Source organism: Micromonospora pattaloongensis (assembly GCF_900107255.1).
Classification (GTDB): domain Bacteria; phylum Actinomycetota; class Actinomycetes; order Mycobacteriales; family Micromonosporaceae; genus Micromonospora_I; species Micromonospora_I pattaloongensis.
In genome coordinates, this window is record NZ_FNPH01000004.1 from 504,706 (window position 1) to 520,708 (window position 16,003).

Here is a 16,003-nt window from a genome sequence, read left to right on the forward strand (position 1 = left end):
GCTGTCCCGTCCCCGATCGGGTCAGCTGTTCCGGAGGAAGCGGTCGAGCACCCGCACGCCGAACTGTAGTCCGTCGACCGGTACCCGCTCGTCGATGCCATGGAAGAGGCCGGAGAAATTCAGATCCGGCGGCAGCCGCAGCGGAGCGAAGCCGAAACAGCGGATACCGAGCCGGTTGAACGCCTTCGCGTCGGTGCCACCGGAGAGCATGTACGGCACCGCCCGCGCGCCCGGGTCCTCGGCACGCAACGCCGCCGCCATCGCGTCGACCAGCGGACCGTCGAAGTCGGTCTCCAGCGCCGGCTGCCGCTGGATGTGCTCGATCTCCAGGTCCGGGCCGATCACCGCGCGCAGCTGCTCCAGGAAGAGCTCCGAGTTGCCGGGCAGGGTGCGGCAGTCGATGGTGGCGGTGGCGCGGCCCGGGATGACGTTGTCCTTGTATCCGGCGTCCAGCCGCGTGGGGTTGGCGGTGTTGCGGATGGTGGCCCCGATGATGTTCGCGATCGGTCCGAGTTTGGCGATCGCCGCCTCCGGGTCGTCGAGGTCGAGCTCGATGCCGAGCAGCTCGGAGACCTCTTCGAGGAAGGCCCGCACGGTCGGGGTGACGACCACCGGGAAGCGGTGCCGGCCCAGCCGCGCGACCGCCTCGCAGAGCGCGGTGACGGCGTTGTCGTCGTTCACCATCGAGCCGTGTCCGGGGCGGCCGCGGGCCTGCAGCCGCAGCCACTCGATGCCCTTCTCGGCCGTCTCGATCAGGTAGAGCCGCAGGTCGTTGTTGACGGTGTAGGAGAAGCCACCGACCTCACCGATGGCCTCCGTGCAGCCCTCGAAGAGCTCCGGGTGCTCGGTGACCAGGAAGTGCGCGCCGTAGTCGCTGCCGGCCTCCTCGTCGGCCGTGAACGCGAGCACGATGTCGCGGGGCGGGCGCACGCCGCTGCGCTGCCAGTCGCGCACCACCGCGAGCGCCATGGCGTCGAAGTCCTTCATGTCGATCGCGCCGCGGCCCCACAGGTAGCCGTCGCGCAGCTCACCGGAGAACGGGTGCACCGACCACTCGGCGGGGTCGGCGGGGACGACGTCGAGGTGGCCGTGCACCAGCAGGGCGCCGCGGGCGGGGTCGGTGCCGGGGATCCGGGCGACCAGGCTGGCCCGGCCCGGCGCCGCCTCGTGGATCTCGGCGGCGATGCCGACCTCGGCGAGCTTGTCGGCCACGTACTCCGCCGCCACCCGCTCCCCGGTGCTGGTGGCGTTGTCGCCGGTGTTGGTGGTGTCGATGCGGAGCAGGTCGCGGCAGAGCTCGACGACCTCGTCGGTCGGGGCCGGCTGCGGCGCCGGGGGGTGGCGGTCCATGCGGTTCTTCATACCAGCCCACCCGGCGCCGCCCGGTGGCGGCCGCCGCACGCATCGACGTTTGCCGCGGTCGCGCGGCGGGTATCCGCGCGGACGTCCGCCGAGCGACCCCGAGGAGGGACCGTGTCCGTGCCCCTGCCCCCGCTGCCGTCGGTCTTCGTCCCCGACGATGCCGCGCACGACCCGGGTGGCCCCAACATCGTGGACCTGCTCGCGGAACAGCACCGGCAGCTGACGCTGCTGTGCGAGCGGCTCACCGACCCGGGCGTGGACCAGCAGCTCCGGCGCGAGACCGCCGACGTGCTGACCGCGACGCTGGCCCGGCACCTGTCGGGTGAGGAGCAGTACCTGTTCCCGGCGGTGCGCGCCGCGCTACCCGACGGCCGGGAGCTGGCGGACGCCGAGATCGCCGAGGACCGCGCGCTGCTGCGGACGCTGCGGGACCTGCAGCGCACCGCGCCGCCGGATCCGGAGTTCGACCGGCTGGCGGAGACGCTCGCCGGCCGGCTGCGCCGGCACGTGGAGGCGGCCGCGACGCGGCTGCTGCCGCGACTGCGGGCGTCGGCCACCCGGGAGGAGCTGGTGCGGCTCGGCAACCGCGTCGAGATCGCCGAGGAGGCGGCGCCGACCCGTCCCCACCCGGACGCCCCCGCGACCCCGCCGTGGAACAAGGTGGTCGACCCGGCCCTCGGCGTGGTGGACAAGGTGCGGGACGTGGCGACCGGGCGGCGTACGTCGATCGCGGATCTGCCGTGACCGCCGCGGATGCCCGGAGCCGCGGGCCGGGCATCGCGTGTCTGTGTTAACACCGAGAGTCAACGCATCGATGATCTTGCGGCGTCCGACGTGCGGCTCGTTACTGAACGTGACCTACTGTGGGCAGGCCGTGAGAATTAGGTAACCGAACGGTTACCCAGTTCTTCACGGTTGGCGGATCTTTCACTGGCCGAAGGTCTTCCCGTCGATCCCAATCAGGTCCTACCGTCACGCTATGAACCTGGAGCTGCGGCACCTGAAAGTGGTCGTCGCCATCGCGGAGACGGGCAGCGTGACGAAGGCTGCCTCGATGTTGGGCCTGGCGCAGCCGGCCCTCACCGCTCAGCTCCAGCGCATCGAGCGGACCCTGGGCGGACCGCTGTTCGAGCGCGACCGCCGGGGTGCGCGCCCGACCGCGCTGGGTGAGCTGGTGTTGGCCCGGGCGCGGGTGCTGCTGCCGGCCATGAAGGGCCTGCAGGACGAGGCGGCACGGCTCGCCGGCACCGGCACGGTGATGGACCGGTTCCGGCTGGGCGGGGTCAACAGCCCCATCCTCGGCGGGCTCGTGCACCGGCTCGCCGCCGACCACCCGCACGCGCAGATCAGCACGTACGCGTCCTGGTACGTCGACGAGCTCGCGCAGATGGTGCTCGGCGGACGGTTGGACTACGCGCTCTCCGGGGTCTGCGGCGACGCGGTGCCGTCGGCGGAGTTCGGCCTGTCGTGGCGGGCGGTGGCGGTGGACGCGGTCTTCGTGATGCTGCCCGAGGGGCACCCGCTGGCCGCGGGCGAAGAGGTCCACCTCGACGCCCTGGCCGAGGAGCAGTGGGTGGCCGCGCCCGGCGACGGCTGCTTCGCCGACTGCTTCGCCGCGGCCTGCGCGCGCGCCGGCTTCACCCCGCGCAAGATGTACGAGACCGACATCCGCGGCTGCATCGACCTGGTGGAGGCCGGCGAGGCGGTAGCGCTCTGCCAGGCCACCTTCCGGCCGATCTCCGGCCTGGTCACCCGGCCGCTGGCCGGCGCGCCGCTGCGCTGGCGGCTGCTGCTGGGGTGGCATCCCGAGACGCCCGCCGCCCGGTACGCCGACCGGGTGTTCTCGCACGCCACCGCCGCGTACACCGACTCACTGGCCCGCAACCCGCAATACCTCCGCTGGCTGCGCCGCAACCCGACGTTCGGCGCCCAGCTCCCCACCGACCCCGGCGAGAGGAACGGCCCCTTCTTATCGGTCTCCGCATAGGAAGGGGCGCTCGCCAACGGGTGTCAACCAGTGTCGACGGGGTACGGGGTGCGGCATGACGGACACCTCACCGCCCGACGGGGTCGACGACCGGGAGGCGGCGCGGCGGGCCGCCGCGGCGTACACCGCGGCCGCCCGCGAGATCGAGGCGTTCCTGCGCCGCGTGCCGCCGACGCCGACCGCCGCCGAGATCGTCGAGTTCTCGAATCTGATCGCGATCGAGGAGGCGCGGCGCGCCGACCGGGAGGCGGCGCTCGACGCGCTGGGGCTGACCATGCCCAGCCTCGACGCCGACGACTGACGCGCCGGCCCAGCCTCGACGCCGACGACTGGCGCGCCGGTGGCGCGACCCGCTACGTGCGGCGCCCGCCGCCGTCGCTGTGGTGCAGCGTCTCGCGGCCGCGCTCGGAGCGCAGGCTGTCCTTCGGCTCCTGCAGCGGGTCGTGCCCCAGATCGAGCAGCGCCCGCCGCCACCGGTCGTCGCTGGGGCCGTTCGGCGGTCGCCGCTCCAGCAACCGCTGGACGTCCTCGACGGTCTCGGACATCACCGCGATGTCGTCGTCGGTGAGGTCGACCTTGCGCTTGCCGAGGATCGCCATGATCGCCCCGCCCCGGCTGTCGAGGTTCATCTTCGGATCGGTGAACGCCTCCTCCCGCGAGCCCTCGGTCATCAGCCACGCGCGCAGCTGCGCGGAGCTGACGTTGACGCACGCGTGGAAGTCCTCCCACAGCTGATCCACGTCGGCGTCGATGCGGTAGCGCCTGGCCATCGCCGTCCCCCTCTCACACCCCGGCTGTCGTCACTCCGGCGGTTCCGGCCCGGCCGCCGGCTCCACGCCGTCGCGGCGCGTCACCCGGCCGACCGGCTCGCTGAGCACCTCCTCCGCGGGCGGCGGTGGCGGCAGCCGCTTGGCCTCGGGCTCCTTGCGACCCGGTCCCCGCAGCAGCACGTCGTCGGTCTTGCGGGACTTGTGCGAATTCTCCTCGGGCTGGTACATCGGGCCCCTCCTCTCATCGCCGGGCGGTCGCCTCCGCCGGCGTACGCCGCGGTGCGCCGCCATCGGAGACGCTGAACACGAGCTTGTCCTCGCGCGCGTCGATCCGCACGCACTGCCCCGCCGACAGCGCGCCCTCCAGCACCATCCTGGACAGCTCGTTGTCCACCTCCCGTTGGATGGTGCGGCGCATCGGTCGCGCCCCGAACTCCGGCTGGTGGCCGTGCTCGGCGATCCAGTCCTCGGCCGCGTCGGTGATCTCCACCGCGATGTCCTGCGAGTGCAGTCGCCGCCGCGTCTCCTCCAGCAGCAGCTCGGTGATCTGCCGCAGCTGGTCGCGCTCCAGTTGCCGGAAGATGATGACCTCGTCGATCCGGTTGATGAACTCCGGCCGGAAGAAGTCCTGCAGCCGCTTCATGAGCCGCTCGCGCTGCTCACGCGCCTCGGCGTCGGCGCCCTCCTTCTCGGCCTCCCCGCCCTCGCCGCCGAAGCCGAACGCCCGCCGCGGTCCCGCGGTGATGATCTCGGAGCCCACGTTGCTCGTCATGATCATGACGGTGTTGGTGAAGTTCACGGTCCGGCCCTGGCTGTCGGTCAACCGGCCGTCGTCCAGCACCTGCAACAGGATGTTGAAGACGTCCGGGTGGGCCTTCTCGATCTCGTCGAGCAGCACCACGGCGTACGGCCGGCGGCGCACCGCCTCGGTCAGCTGCCCCGCCTCCTGGTAGCCGACGTAGCCCGGCGGCGCCCCGACGAGCCGGCTGACGGTGTGCCGCTCCTGGAACTCGCTCATGTCCAGCCGGATCATCCGGTCCTCGTCGCCGAAGAGCGCGGCCGCCAACGCGCGGGCGAGCTCGGTCTTGCCGACGCCGGTGGGTCCGAGGAACAGGAAGCTTCCGACCGGCCGGTTCGGGTCGCCCAGACCCGCGCGTGACCGCCGCACCGCCTCGGCGACCGCGTTCACCGCCTCGTCCTGGCCGACCACCCGCTCGTGCAGTTGCCGTTCCAGCCGCAGCAGCCGCTCCCGCTCCTCCTCGGTGAGCTGGCTGACCGGAATCCCGGTCGCCCGCGCGACCACCTCGGCGATCTCCTGCATGTCGACCTTCGGGACCGCCGGCTGCGCGCCGTCCCCGCCGGACCGCGCCTGCTCTATCCGGTCGCGCGTCTCGTTGATCCGGTCCCGCAGCGCCGACGCCCGCTCGTACTGCTCGTCGGCGACCGCCTGGTCCTTGTCCCGCTGCAACTGCTCCAGCTGCCGCTCCAGGTCCCGCACGTTCGCCGCCGGCGTACGGGTGCGCAGCCGCACCCGCGCCCCCGCCTGGTCGATCAGGTCGATGGCCTTGTCGGGCAGGAAACGGTCGGCGATGTACCGGTCGGCCAGCTGGGCCGCGGCCACCAGCGCCTGGTCGGTGAAACGCACCTGGTGATGCGCCTCGTAGCGGTCCCGCAGGCCGCGCAGGATCGACACCGTGTCGTCGACGGTGGGCTCGGGCACCAGCACCGGCTGGAACCGGCGGGCCAGCGCCGCGTCCTTCTCGATGCTCGTGCGGTACTCGTCCAGCGTCGTGGCCCCGACGACGCGCAACTGCCCCCGCGCCAACGCGGGCTTGAGCATGTTGCTGGCGTCCATCGACCCCTCGCCGCCGCCCCCGCCGGCGCCGACCACGGTGTGCAGCTCGTCGATGAAGACGATGAGCTCGTCGCTGTGCGCGGCGATCTCGTCCATGACCTTCTTCAACCGCTCCTCGAAGTCGCCGCGGTAGCGGGTGCCGGCGACCAGCCCGGTGATGTCGAGCTGGACGACCCGCTTGTTCGCCAGCGTCTGCGGCACGTCGCCGTCGACGATGCGCTGGGCGAGCCCCTCCACGATGGCGGTCTTGCCGACGCCGGCCTCGCCGATGAGGACGGGATTGTTCTTGGTACGCCGGGAGAGGATCTCGACCGCCTGCTCGATCTCGTCGGCGCGGCCGATGACCGGGTCGATCGAGCCCTGCCGGGCGCACTCGGTCAGGTCCGTGCCGTACTGGTCGAGGGTGGGGGTGCCGTGGTCGGGCGCGGCCGCCGGAGCGCCGGCGCGCTCGGCGGTGGCCGAGCGCAGCGACTGCGGCTCCAGCCGACTCGCGGCCAGCATCCGGCCCGCGGCCGACTCCCGGTTCAGGGCGAGCGCCATCAGGATGTGCTCGGGCCCGATGTAGGTCGCGCCGGTGGCGCGGGAGAGCTGATGCGCGTCGAGCAGACCCCGCTTCGCGGCGGGGGTCAGCGTCATGTTCATCGGGATGTCGCCGCCGGGCACGCCGCCGCCACCACCGAGCTGGTCGAGCAGCGCGTCGGGGTCCGCCCCGGCCCGGCGGACGAGCTCGCGCAGCGGTTGCCGTTGCAGCGCGGCCCAGAGAAGGTGATCTGTGTCGAGGTCGCTGGTGCCCGACCGCGCCGCCCGCCGGGCGGCGTCGATGAGCAGCTCGCGGGCGTCCGCGCTCATCAGCCGGGTGATATCGACCCGGTGTACGGGCAGTCGCGGTTCGCCCCCGGCGAGGAACCGCGCCAACAGCTCTTCCCACGGGTCTCCGCCCCGGCCACCGCGTCCGAACGGTCCGGTCATGCCCTACTCCCCGTCCTTCTCTGCTCCGCCCCACGGCTCCGGTCGCTACCGGAAAGTGATCGCATGTTCGCTGCCTACCCGACCCTCGCGCCGACAAACGTTCATCGGTGCGACGCTGGAGGGATGCGACCCACCCCCTTGCTGATCGTCGACGCGGCCAACGTGGTCGGCTCCCGCCCCGACGGGTGGTGGCGCGACCGGCCGGGGGCGACCCGGCGGCTGCGCGACGCCCTGGCCGGCGTCGCGACCGCGGGTCTGCCGCCACTGCCGGCGCCGCTGGACGTGGTGCTGGTGGTGGAGGGGGCCGCCCGCGGCGTGCCCGGCAGCGACGGGGTCCGGGTCGTGCCGGCGCCGCGCTCCGGCGACGACGCGATCGTCGCGCTGGTCGCCGCCGAGGCGCCGCGCCGACCCGTGGTGGTGGTCACCGCCGACCGGGAACTGCGCGGTCGGATCGCCGCGCTCGGCGCCCAGCCGTGGGGGCCGCGCACGCTGGACGCCGTACGGGACGCGGCGGCGGACCGCTCCGCCGGCGAGCCGCCGGACTGACACCCCGCGACGCACGCCCCGTGTCATTCCGGAGGGTCGTCGGCCGGGATCGCGACCGCCTCCCGCAGCAGCCGGCGGGCGAGCACGACGCGGTCACGGTCGTCGTCGAGCCCGGGCAGCTCGCCCACCCGGCGGACGTCGCCGGCCAGCAGCGCCCGTACCGCCGGGGCGCACCGCGCGGGAAAGCTGACGGTGCGGTCGAAGATCTGCAGCGCCACGTGGTCGCCGTCCGGTACGAGCCGCCAGCGCAGTCCGGGGCGGGGCGCCAGCCGGGTGTCGGCGGTGACCGCGTCGAGCAGCGCGGCCTGGGCCAGCGGCCGGATCGGCGCGGGCCGCGTCGCCGGCCAGGCCCGCTGCCGCAGCCGGGCGGCCACGGCCGCGGGGGCCGCCTCGGCCAGCCAACTGCGCAGCGCGGCGAGCGTCGCCGTGAGTTCCGGGGCGATCCGGTCGGGGTCGGCCACGTCCAGCCCGAGCGGAAGCGTCGCACGCAGCCGCCGGTCCTCGGCGGCGAGGTCGAGCAGCGCCTCGACCAGGGCGTAGCGCGTCAGCGCCCGGACCCCCACGGTCAGGTGCAGGGAACTGCCGCGCTGCGCCCGGGCACTGTGCAGCCAGCCCCGCGGCAGGTAGAGCGCGTCGCCCGGCGCGAGCTCCACGTCCAGCGTCGACGGCCCCTCGGCCACCGCGGACACCTCGTCGGCGCGCCCACCCCAGGGCTGCCGCTCCAGCGGATCGGGCAGGACCGGCTCATGCACCCGCCACCGTTTGTGGCCGTCGACCTGCAGCACGAAGACGTCATGGGTGTCGTAGTGGGTGGCGAAGCCCTGGTTGCCGGGGGGCGTCAGGTACGCGTTGACCTGGAGCGGCTGCCCCAACGTCCCGGCGAGCTCCCGGCTGAAGTCTATGAGCGCCGGCCACACCCGGTGCAGCCCCTGCAGCACGAGGGTGGCGCCGTCGGCGTACAGGCCGAGCACCCGCTCGTCGAGGACCTGGTCGGTGATCTCGGCGCCCGCGCCGCCGGCGCCGGCGTAGCGCGACTCGGGCAGCACCCGTCCGTCCCTGGCGACCCGCAGAAACGGCGTCCGCAGGCCACGACGGCTGAGCAGTTCGTCGGCGTCGGCCGGGCTGAACAGGTCGGTGAAGCCGTCCGGTCCGGCGAGTTCCGCCGCCGGCGACAACAGCGGCGCGCGCCCCCAGTAGCGGGCCGCGAAGGTGTCGGGGTCGGCGGCCACGCACCGGGCGAGGGCGGGGCGTCCACCGGGCGGCGGCGCGGCGGTGATCCGCTGGACCGGCTCAGCGACGGACCGCGCTGCCATCGGCCCCGCCGTCCTGCTGACCCGGGGTGGCGCCGCCGTCGGCCGGGCCCTCGTTCGGGATCGCTCCCCGGTCCGCGCCGGCGTCGATGCCCCGTTCGGCGCCGCGGTCGCCACCGCGGTCGGTGACCTCCTCGATGCCGCGCAGGGCGCCGCGGTCGGCCCCGGTGTCCGCGCCCGCGTCGGCGCCGCGCTCGACACCCCGATCCGCGCCGACGTCCGCCCCCGCGTCGGCGCCGCGCTCGACACCCCGATCCGCGCCGACGTCCGCCCCCGCGTCGGCGCCGCGCTCGACACCCCGGTCCGCGCCGACGTCCGCCCCCGCGTCGGCGCCGCGCTCGACACCCCGGTCCGCGCCACGGTCGACCGCCGCGTCGGCGGCGGGGCGGGCCGCGCCGTCGGCGCCGCCATCCCGACCGGCCGGGTTGACGCCACCGTCGGCGGGGCCCTCGGCCCGCCGTGCGCCGGCGCCGCCGTCCGCGCCGCCGTCCTGCTGCCCCGGCGTGGCGCCGCCGTCGGCGGGCCCCTCGTCCCGGGCGGCGCCGTCCGCGCCGCCGTCGCGCCCCGCCGGGTCCGCGCCACCGTCCGCCGGCCCCTCACCCGGACGGCCACCACCGGTCGTCCTGATGTCGTCGTCATCGAGTCGCATCCGAGCCCCCATCCCCGGCCGGCGCAGCGCCGCGTCGCGACCGGCGCATACCCGGTGCGCGGCGCCCTAACCGCCGCGATCGGCGGCGCGCCGCGTGTGGCCGCAGGCCCGCGCCCGCGCACGCCGGTGACGCCGTCCACGACGTCAGCGGTCCGACGAGTTACCGGAAACATGCCGGAAAACTGCCCCGCTGGATCACCCGTACGCCCGCGTGGGGCCGGTGGGGCGTGGCCGCGGTCAGCCGGTCACGAGCGGAGCGGAGCTGTCCCGGACGACGAGGTCGGTCGAGAGCTCGATCCGGGGCGATTCGAGCGACTCGCCCTGCGCCAGCCGCAGCACCGTACGGGCCGCGAGCAGGCCCATCTCGGCCAGCGGCTGCCGCACGGTGGTCAGCGGCGGCGATGCCCAGCGCGCCTCGGGCAGGTCGTCGAAGCCGACCACGCTGACGTCGTCCGGCACCCGCAGCCCCCGCCGCCGCACGGCCTCGTACACCCCGAACGCCATCTGGTCGCTGGAGGCGAAGATCGCCGTCGGCGGCTCGGGGAGATCGAGCAGCGCGTGCGTCCCTTCGAAGCCCGACTCGTGGAAGAAGTCCCCCGGTCGGATGAGCTCGTCGGCGACCGGGAGGCCGGCCGCCTCCAACGCGGCGCGGTAACCGTCCAGCCGGGCTCGGCTGCACAGCATCTGCGGGGCGCCGGCGATGAAGCCGATCCGCCGGTGGCCGAGCGAGAGCAGGTGCTCGGTCGCGCGCAGCCCGCCGGCCCAGTTGGTCGCGCCGATGGTCGGGATGTCCACGCTCGGCACGCCGGCGGGGTCGACCAGCACCATCGGCACGTTGAGCCGACGCAGCTCGGAGTAGCCCGGTGGGGCCAGATCGCTGGCGACCAGGATGACGCCGTCGGTGGCCCGGGTGCGCAGGTTCTGCAGCCACTGCCGGGTGGAGGTGGAGCGGCGGTGGATGGCGGAGACGACCGTGCCCACCCCGGCGGCGTGCGCCACGTCCTCGACGCCGCGGATGATCTCCACTGCCCACGGGCTGTCGAGATCGTTGAAGACCAGATCGATCAGGCTCGCCCCGGCCCGCGCCCGCGTCACGCGACGCCGGTAGCCGTGCCGGCGCAGCAGCTCCTCCACGCGTTCACGCGTCTGCGGCGAGACGTCGCTGCGCCCGTTGAGCACGCGCGAGACGGTCGGCACCGAGACGCCGGCCTCCTGGGCGATGGCGGTGATGGTGATCCTGCGTCCTTCGTCGACCGTCACGGGCTGCTCCTTCGGTGAGGGCTCCAGGGTACGACCGAAACACTTTCGATGACCGAACCGGCTCCCCGAACGCCGCCGGGCGTTGTTTGGCCCCGGCAACGGGGGTTGACTGCCCGCGCCGGCGAACCCTAGCGTTTCCCACAAGTTACGGAAGTGTTCCGGAAGTTGACCCGGATGCCTCGCCGGCCGCGCTCCGGAGTGCTTCGACATCCCCCATCCCCTCGCACCCCGAGAGGTCCCGCATGAAGCTGACCCGGGCCGTCGCGACCGCCGCGACGGCGACCGCCGTCCTCATCTCGCTGACCGCCGCGGCACCGCTCGCGGCCACCGCCGGCCCGGCCGCCGGGTCGGAGCCGGCGACCGGCCCGACGTTGCGGGCCCTGGCCGCCCGCGCCGACGTCCGCATCGGCACCGCGGTCAACATGGACGCGCTCGCCTCGGACACCCCCTACCGCGAGCACGTCGCGCGGGAGTTCAACACCGTCACCGCCGAGAACGTCATGAAGTGGGAGGCGACCGAGCCGCAGCGCGGCGCGCACGACTGGGCCGCCGCCGACCAGCTGGTCGACTTCGCCCGCGCCAACCGGCAGCTCGTCCGCGGACACACGCTCGTGTGGCACAACCAGAACCCCAGCTGGGTGACGGAGGGCGACTTCAGCTCCGCGGAGCTGCGCCAGATCCTGAAGAAGCACATCCAGGACGAGGTGCGGCACTTCAAGGGGCGGATCTGGCACTGGGACGTCGCCAACGAGATCTTCACCGACGACGGCCAGTGGCGGAACACCATCTGGCTGGAGAAGCTCGGGCCCGGGTACGTCGCCGACGCGCTGCGCTGGGCGCACCAGGCCGACCCGAAGGCACGCCTCTACCTCAACGACTACAACGTGGAGGGGATCAACGCCAAGAGCACCGCGTACTACAACCTGATCAAGCAGCTGCGCAGCGAGGGCGTGCCGGTGCACGGCTTCGGCATCCAGGGCCACCTCGGTGTGCAGTACGGCTTCCCCGGCCAGGTGCTGGAGAACCTGCAGCGCTTCGACGCGCTCGGCGTGGAGACCGCGTTCACCGAGGTGGACGTCCGGATGCCGATGCCGGCGGACGCGACCAAGCTGCAGGCGCAGGCGTTCGCCTACAGCGCGCTGCTGCAGGCGTGCCTGCTCGCCCGCAAGTGCGTGTCGTACACCGTCTGGGGCTTCACCGACAAGTACTCGTGGGTGCCGGACTGGTTCGAGGGCGAGGGCGCGGCGAACCTCCTCGACGAGAACTACGGGCCGAAGCCCGCGCACGCGGCGGTCTCCAGCACGCTCACTCTCGCCGGGAGCCGCGGCCGGCGGTGAAGCCGCCGCACCGGCGATCCGGCGCGGCGGGGCGGCACGGGGTTCGGCACCAGTGGGCGGACAGCGGGTACGTGCGCAACCACGTACGGTACCCAGAAAGACCCACCCGGTGACGAGATCGGGAGGCTGCGCCCGTCGGGGCGGAGCGGATCGGTCGAGCCGCCGGCGCGCGCGTTGACTACGGTGTCAGCGAGCACTGATCCGCACCAGGCGACGGTCGGGTCGGCGTCCCCGCGGGGACGCCGACCCGCCCCCCACCCGAGCCCCCGGAGGATCCGATCAGTTCCACGAACGGCACCTTCAGCAACCCGATCATCAGTGGCTGCCACCCCGACCCGAGCGTCTGTCGCGTCGGCGAGGACTACTACCTGGCGTGCTCCAGCTTCGAGTACTTCCCCGGCGTGCCGATCTTCCACAGCCGGGACCTGGCGCACTGGCGCCAGATCGGCAACGCGCTGGACCGGCCGACCCAGCTCCGGCTGCCGGAGACCATGCCCTCCTCCGGCGGCGTCTACGCCCCGACGCTGCGCCACCACGACGGCCGGTTCTGGCTGATCACGTCCAACGTCCCCCACCGCGGCACCCTGATCGTGACCGCGGACGACCCGGCCGGCCCGTGGTCGGAGCCGGTGCACCTGCCCGCCGTGCCCGGCATCGATCCGGATTTGGCCTGGGACGACGAGGGCAACTGCTGGTGCACCTACGCGGGGATCGCGCAGGTGCGCATCGATCCGGTGACCGGCCGCGCCCTGGAGGCGCCCCGGCGGCTCTGGTCCGGCACCGGCGGGCAGTACCCGGAGGCGCCGCACCTGTACCGGAACGACGACCTGTGGTACCTGCTGATCGCCGAGGGCGGTACGGAACAGGGCCACGCGGTCTCGGTCGCGCGCGGCCCCGCCCCCACCGGCCCCTTCGAGCCGTGCCCCAGCAATCCGATCCTCACCCACCGCGGCACGGACAACCCGATCCAGAACACCGGGCACGGCGACCTGGTGCAGGCGCACGACGGGTCCTGGTGGCTGGTGTTCCTGGGCGCGCGTCTGCGCGGCGGCACGCCGGGCTGGCACGTGCTGGGCCGGGAGACGTTTCTCGCGCCGGTCAGCTGGGTCGACGGCTGGCCGGTCGTGGGCGAGGTCGGGCTGGAGATGAAGGGACCCTCCCTGGCGCCGGCGCCCTGGCCCGACCCGCCGGTCCGCGACGACTTCAGCACGCCCACGCTGGCCCCGCAGTGGATCTCACTCCGCTCCCGGACGCCCGACCGGGTCTCGCTGGCCGAACGCCCGGGTTGGCTGACGCTGCGCCCCGGCGCACGGTCGCTCGACGACCCGGGCGTCACCTTCGTCGGCCGCCGGCAGGGGCACCTCAACGCACGGGTGCGCGCCCGGATCGACGCCGCGCACGGCCGCGGCGGGCTCGCGGTGCGCCTGGACGAACAGCACCACTACGCCGTGGAGATCACCGGGCGGACGGCGACGGCGCGGGCCCGGATCGGGCCGTTGGCGCAGTCGCTGGGCGAGCGGGCGCTGCGCGGCGGTCCGGTCGTGTTGCGGATCGAGATCCGCGCCTCGGCCGCCAGCCCGGACCACCCGCGGCAGGAGCCGGACGTCGTCAGCCTCGGGGTCGAGGAGGACGACGGGCGATTCGTGCCGCTGGCCGAACTCGACGGCAGATACCTGTCCACCGAGGTCGCGGGCGGCTTCACCGGCCGGGTGATCGGCATGTACGTCGGGGCCGGCACCGTGGAGGTCGACTGGTACGACTACGTCGGCGACGACGACGCGCTGCCCGACTTCTGACCCCGCTCCCTGCGGCCGCGGCCGTTGTTCCACCCCACCTCGTGCGTTATGTAGACCGACGGACATCGAGCGCCGCGAGGGGGGATGCGGATGGTCGGCGGGCTGCTCTTCGTGTGCCACGCCAACCTGTGCCGATCCCCGATGGCGGAGTACATCGCCCGAGCGATGCTGACCGACATGGCGCCGGCGGCCGACGCGCCCGTGGCGGTGTCGAGCGCCGGCACCCACGCCGTGCCCGGACAGCCGATGCACCCGCACGCCGCCGCGGTCGCCGCCCAGTGGTCGGGCGAGAGCCACACCTTCCGGAGCCGGCCGGTCACCGCCGCGGCGCTCGCGCGCGCCGGCGTCGTCCTCACGGCGACGCGGGAGCAGCGCGGCGCGTGCGTCGCGCTGGCGCCGGGCGCGATCCGCCGTACCTTCACGCTGCGGCAGTTCTCCCGGCTGGTGACGGCGGCGACCGAGCGGGGGTGGCCGACGGCCGAGATCGACGCGGCGCCCGCGGAGCGGTTGGCGGCGCTGGTCTCGACCGCGGGTCGGGCCCGGGCGCTCGTCCAGCCGGCCCGGGCCGGCGAGGACGATCTGGCCGACCCGCTCGGGCAGCCGCTGGGCCAGTTCCGCCGGTGCGCCGGGGAGATCGAGCGGGCGCTGCGACCCGTCGTGGACGTCATCGCGAAGCCTTGCTGAGCTTTCTCGCCCGCGTCCGCTTGGCGTCGTCCCCCCCGGTCTTCTGTGCCGGCGCCATCGCCTTGCCCGACGTGCCCGGCACCCGCGGCCGCACCGGCGTCGCCGGCGCCACCCGGTACGCGGCGTACTGGTAGGCGTCCGCCTTCGGCAGCGCCGACATGTTCAGCACCGCGCCGAGAATCCGGGCCCCGGCCGCCCGTAGGGCGGTCGTGGCGGCCGCCACCTGCGACGCGGTGGTCTTGCCGCGCCGGGTGACGAGCAGCGCGCCATCGCACTGCGCCGCGATCACCGCGCCGTCGGTGACCGAGGTCAGCGGGGCGGTGTCGACCACGACGATGTCCGCGTGCCCCTTGAGCGTCGTGAGCAGTTCGGCCATCGCCGCCGAACCGAGCAGCTCGCTGGGGTTGGGGGGCAGCGCCCCGCTGGGCAGCACGGAGAGCGGCACGTCCCCCCAGGGCTGCAGCACGTCCTCCACGGCGACCTCACCGATCAGGACGTCGGTCAACCCGACCCCGGCCTCCATCCCCATGTACTCCGCGACGTGCGGCCGCCGCAGGTCGGCGTCGACGAGCAGGACCCGCCAGCCGGCCTCGGCGAGCGCGATCGACAGGTTGCAGGCCATCGTCGACTTCCCCTCGGACTGCATCGCGCTGGTGACGGCGATGACCTGCACCGCCTCGCCGAGGTTGACGAACCGCAGGTTGGTCCGGAGCTTCCGGACGGCCTCGGCGCGCGGCGAGTGCGCGGCGTCGTCGACGATGAGCGGCTCGGTCCGGGCGGCGTTCTCGAACGGGACCCGGCCCAGCAGCGGGGTCTGGGCGGCCTCCCGCAGCCCGGCCTCGTCGCGGACGGTGGTGTCGGTGATGCCGCGCAGGGCGGCCAGCACGATGCCGGCGAGCAGGCCGAGCAGCCCGGCGAGGGGCAGGTCGCGGACCGGGCGCGGCGAGACGGGCTCAGGATCCAGCCGGGGCCCGTCGACCACCTCCACCCGCACGGGCGCCCGGTCGGTGCCCGTTGGCGTCTCGATCCGCTGCACCAGCTCCACGAAGCGGGTGGAGATCTCCCGGGCCAGATCCACGGAGCGCGCCTGGTCGCTGTCCACCACGGTCGCCTCCACCAGCACCGTGTCGGGCTGCACGCGCGCGGTGATCCGCGACCGCGCCTCCTGGGTCGTGAGACCGAAGTCGCGGCTGTCCACCACGGCGCGGGCGAGCCGGTCGCTGCGGAGCAGGTCCACGTAGGACTTCACGCGCTGCTGCAGGAAGAGTCCGCCCTGGTAGGCATCGCTCACCCCTTGGTTCGGGGTGGTGACGAAGAAGGTCACGGTGGTGGCGTATTTCGGGTCGGCGCGGATGGTCGCGAACCCGGCGATCCCGAGCGCGAGCACGACCGTCATCAGGACAAGCCACCACCGTTGCCGAACCGCCAGGAGGCGATTGCGAAATTCCATCGGCTTTTATCCTCTCGTTCCTGCGATA

At 73.9% G+C, this 16,003-nt stretch carries 13 protein-coding genes and 2 pseudogenes; 7 read left to right on the top strand and 8 right to left on the bottom strand.

What is annotated here, in order from left to right; all coding sequences use genetic code 11:
• Nucleotides 1-21: 21 nt before the first annotated feature.
• The gene (locus tag BLW47_RS14695) at nucleotides 22-1,350 is read right to left on the bottom strand and encodes a M20/M25/M40 family metallo-hydrolase (RefSeq protein WP_091556842.1); all 1,329 of its coding nucleotides are present in this window, start codon (nucleotides 1,348-1,350) and stop codon (nucleotides 22-24) included.
• A gap of 123 nt (nucleotides 1,351-1,473) precedes the next feature.
• Here BLW47_RS14695 and BLW47_RS14700 point away from each other — a divergent pair, with 123 nt between their 5' ends.
• The 3 genes from BLW47_RS14700 to BLW47_RS14710 all read left to right on the top strand — a co-directional run bounded on the left by BLW47_RS14700 (nucleotide 1,474) and on the right by BLW47_RS14710 (nucleotide 3,650).
• Complete coding sequence (locus BLW47_RS14700) at nucleotides 1,474-2,106, top strand: hemerythrin domain-containing protein (protein ID WP_091556619.1); 633 nt, start codon at nucleotides 1,474-1,476, stop codon at nucleotides 2,104-2,106.
• 235 nt (nucleotides 2,107-2,341) lie between these two features.
• Entirely contained in the window at nucleotides 2,342-3,349 is a 1,008-nt protein-coding gene (locus BLW47_RS14705) for a LysR family transcriptional regulator (RefSeq protein ID WP_091556621.1), read from the top strand.
• A gap of 55 nt (nucleotides 3,350-3,404) precedes the next feature.
• Nucleotides 3,405-3,650, top strand: a complete 246-nt coding sequence (locus BLW47_RS14710) for a hypothetical protein (RefSeq protein WP_091556623.1) — start codon at nucleotides 3,405-3,407, stop codon at nucleotides 3,648-3,650.
• 127 nt (nucleotides 3,651-3,777) lie between these two features.
• Here the strand turns inward: BLW47_RS14710 and BLW47_RS14715 are convergent.
• From BLW47_RS14715 to BLW47_RS14725, 3 genes and pseudogenes are all read right to left on the bottom strand, one after another.
• Nucleotides 3,778-4,119: pseudogene (locus BLW47_RS14715) on the bottom strand (DUF3140 domain-containing protein); the annotation flags it as partial.
• 30 nt (nucleotides 4,120-4,149) lie between these two features.
• Nucleotides 4,150-4,347, bottom strand: coding sequence for a hypothetical protein (locus BLW47_RS14720; protein ID WP_091556627.1), 198 nt, complete (start codon nucleotides 4,345-4,347; stop codon nucleotides 4,150-4,152).
• Nucleotides 4,348-4,360: 13 nt separating this feature from the next.
• Nucleotides 4,361-6,943, bottom strand: a complete 2,583-nt coding sequence (locus BLW47_RS14725) for an ATP-dependent Clp protease ATP-binding subunit (RefSeq protein WP_091556629.1) — start codon at nucleotides 6,941-6,943, stop codon at nucleotides 4,361-4,363.
• Between the two features lie 123 nt (nucleotides 6,944-7,066).
• On the opposite strand from BLW47_RS14725, the gene BLW47_RS14730 reads away from it, so the two are divergent.
• Nucleotides 7,067-7,489, top strand: a complete 423-nt coding sequence (locus BLW47_RS14730; protein WP_139307300.1) for a PIN domain-containing protein — start codon at nucleotides 7,067-7,069, stop codon at nucleotides 7,487-7,489.
• Nucleotides 7,490-7,512: 23 nt separating this feature from the next.
• Here BLW47_RS14730 and BLW47_RS14735 read toward each other — a convergent pair whose 3' ends face one another.
• The 3 genes and pseudogenes from BLW47_RS14735 to BLW47_RS14745 form a co-directional block, all read right to left on the bottom strand.
• On the bottom strand, nucleotides 7,513-8,802 hold the full coding sequence (locus BLW47_RS14735) for a cupin domain-containing protein (RefSeq protein ID WP_091556632.1): 1,290 nt from the start codon (nucleotides 8,800-8,802) through the stop codon (nucleotides 7,513-7,515).
• 313 nt (nucleotides 8,803-9,115) lie between these two features.
• Nucleotides 9,116-9,448, bottom strand: a pseudogene (locus BLW47_RS25380) (BatC protein); the annotation flags it as partial.
• Between the two features lie 237 nt (nucleotides 9,449-9,685).
• Complete coding sequence (locus BLW47_RS14745; protein WP_091556636.1) at nucleotides 9,686-10,708, bottom strand: LacI family DNA-binding transcriptional regulator; 1,023 nt, start codon at nucleotides 10,706-10,708, stop codon at nucleotides 9,686-9,688.
• A gap of 242 nt (nucleotides 10,709-10,950) precedes the next feature.
• Here BLW47_RS14745 and BLW47_RS14750 point away from each other — a divergent pair, with 242 nt between their 5' ends.
• The 3 genes from BLW47_RS14750 (at nucleotide 10,951) to BLW47_RS14760 (ending at nucleotide 14,525) form a co-directional block, all read left to right on the top strand.
• Complete coding sequence (locus tag BLW47_RS14750; protein ID WP_091556638.1) at nucleotides 10,951-12,045, top strand: endo-1,4-beta-xylanase; 1,095 nt, start codon at nucleotides 10,951-10,953, stop codon at nucleotides 12,043-12,045.
• Between the two features lie 311 nt (nucleotides 12,046-12,356).
• The gene (locus tag BLW47_RS14755; RefSeq protein WP_281247272.1) at nucleotides 12,357-13,841 is read left to right on the top strand and encodes a glycoside hydrolase family 43 protein; all 1,485 of its coding nucleotides are present in this window, start codon (nucleotides 12,357-12,359) and stop codon (nucleotides 13,839-13,841) included.
• 84 nt (nucleotides 13,842-13,925) lie between these two features.
• The gene (locus tag BLW47_RS14760; RefSeq protein WP_245736643.1) at nucleotides 13,926-14,525 is read left to right on the top strand and encodes an arsenate reductase/protein-tyrosine-phosphatase family protein; all 600 of its coding nucleotides are present in this window, start codon (nucleotides 13,926-13,928) and stop codon (nucleotides 14,523-14,525) included.
• On the opposite strand, the gene BLW47_RS14765 is transcribed toward BLW47_RS14760, so the two are convergent.
• The gene (locus BLW47_RS14765; protein WP_245736644.1) at nucleotides 14,506-15,921 is read right to left on the bottom strand and encodes a tyrosine-protein kinase domain-containing protein; all 1,416 of its coding nucleotides are present in this window, start codon (nucleotides 15,919-15,921) and stop codon (nucleotides 14,506-14,508) included. The two genes, BLW47_RS14760 and BLW47_RS14765, sit on opposite strands and share 20 nt — an antisense overlap.
• Between the last annotated feature and the right edge of the window lie 82 nt (nucleotides 15,922-16,003).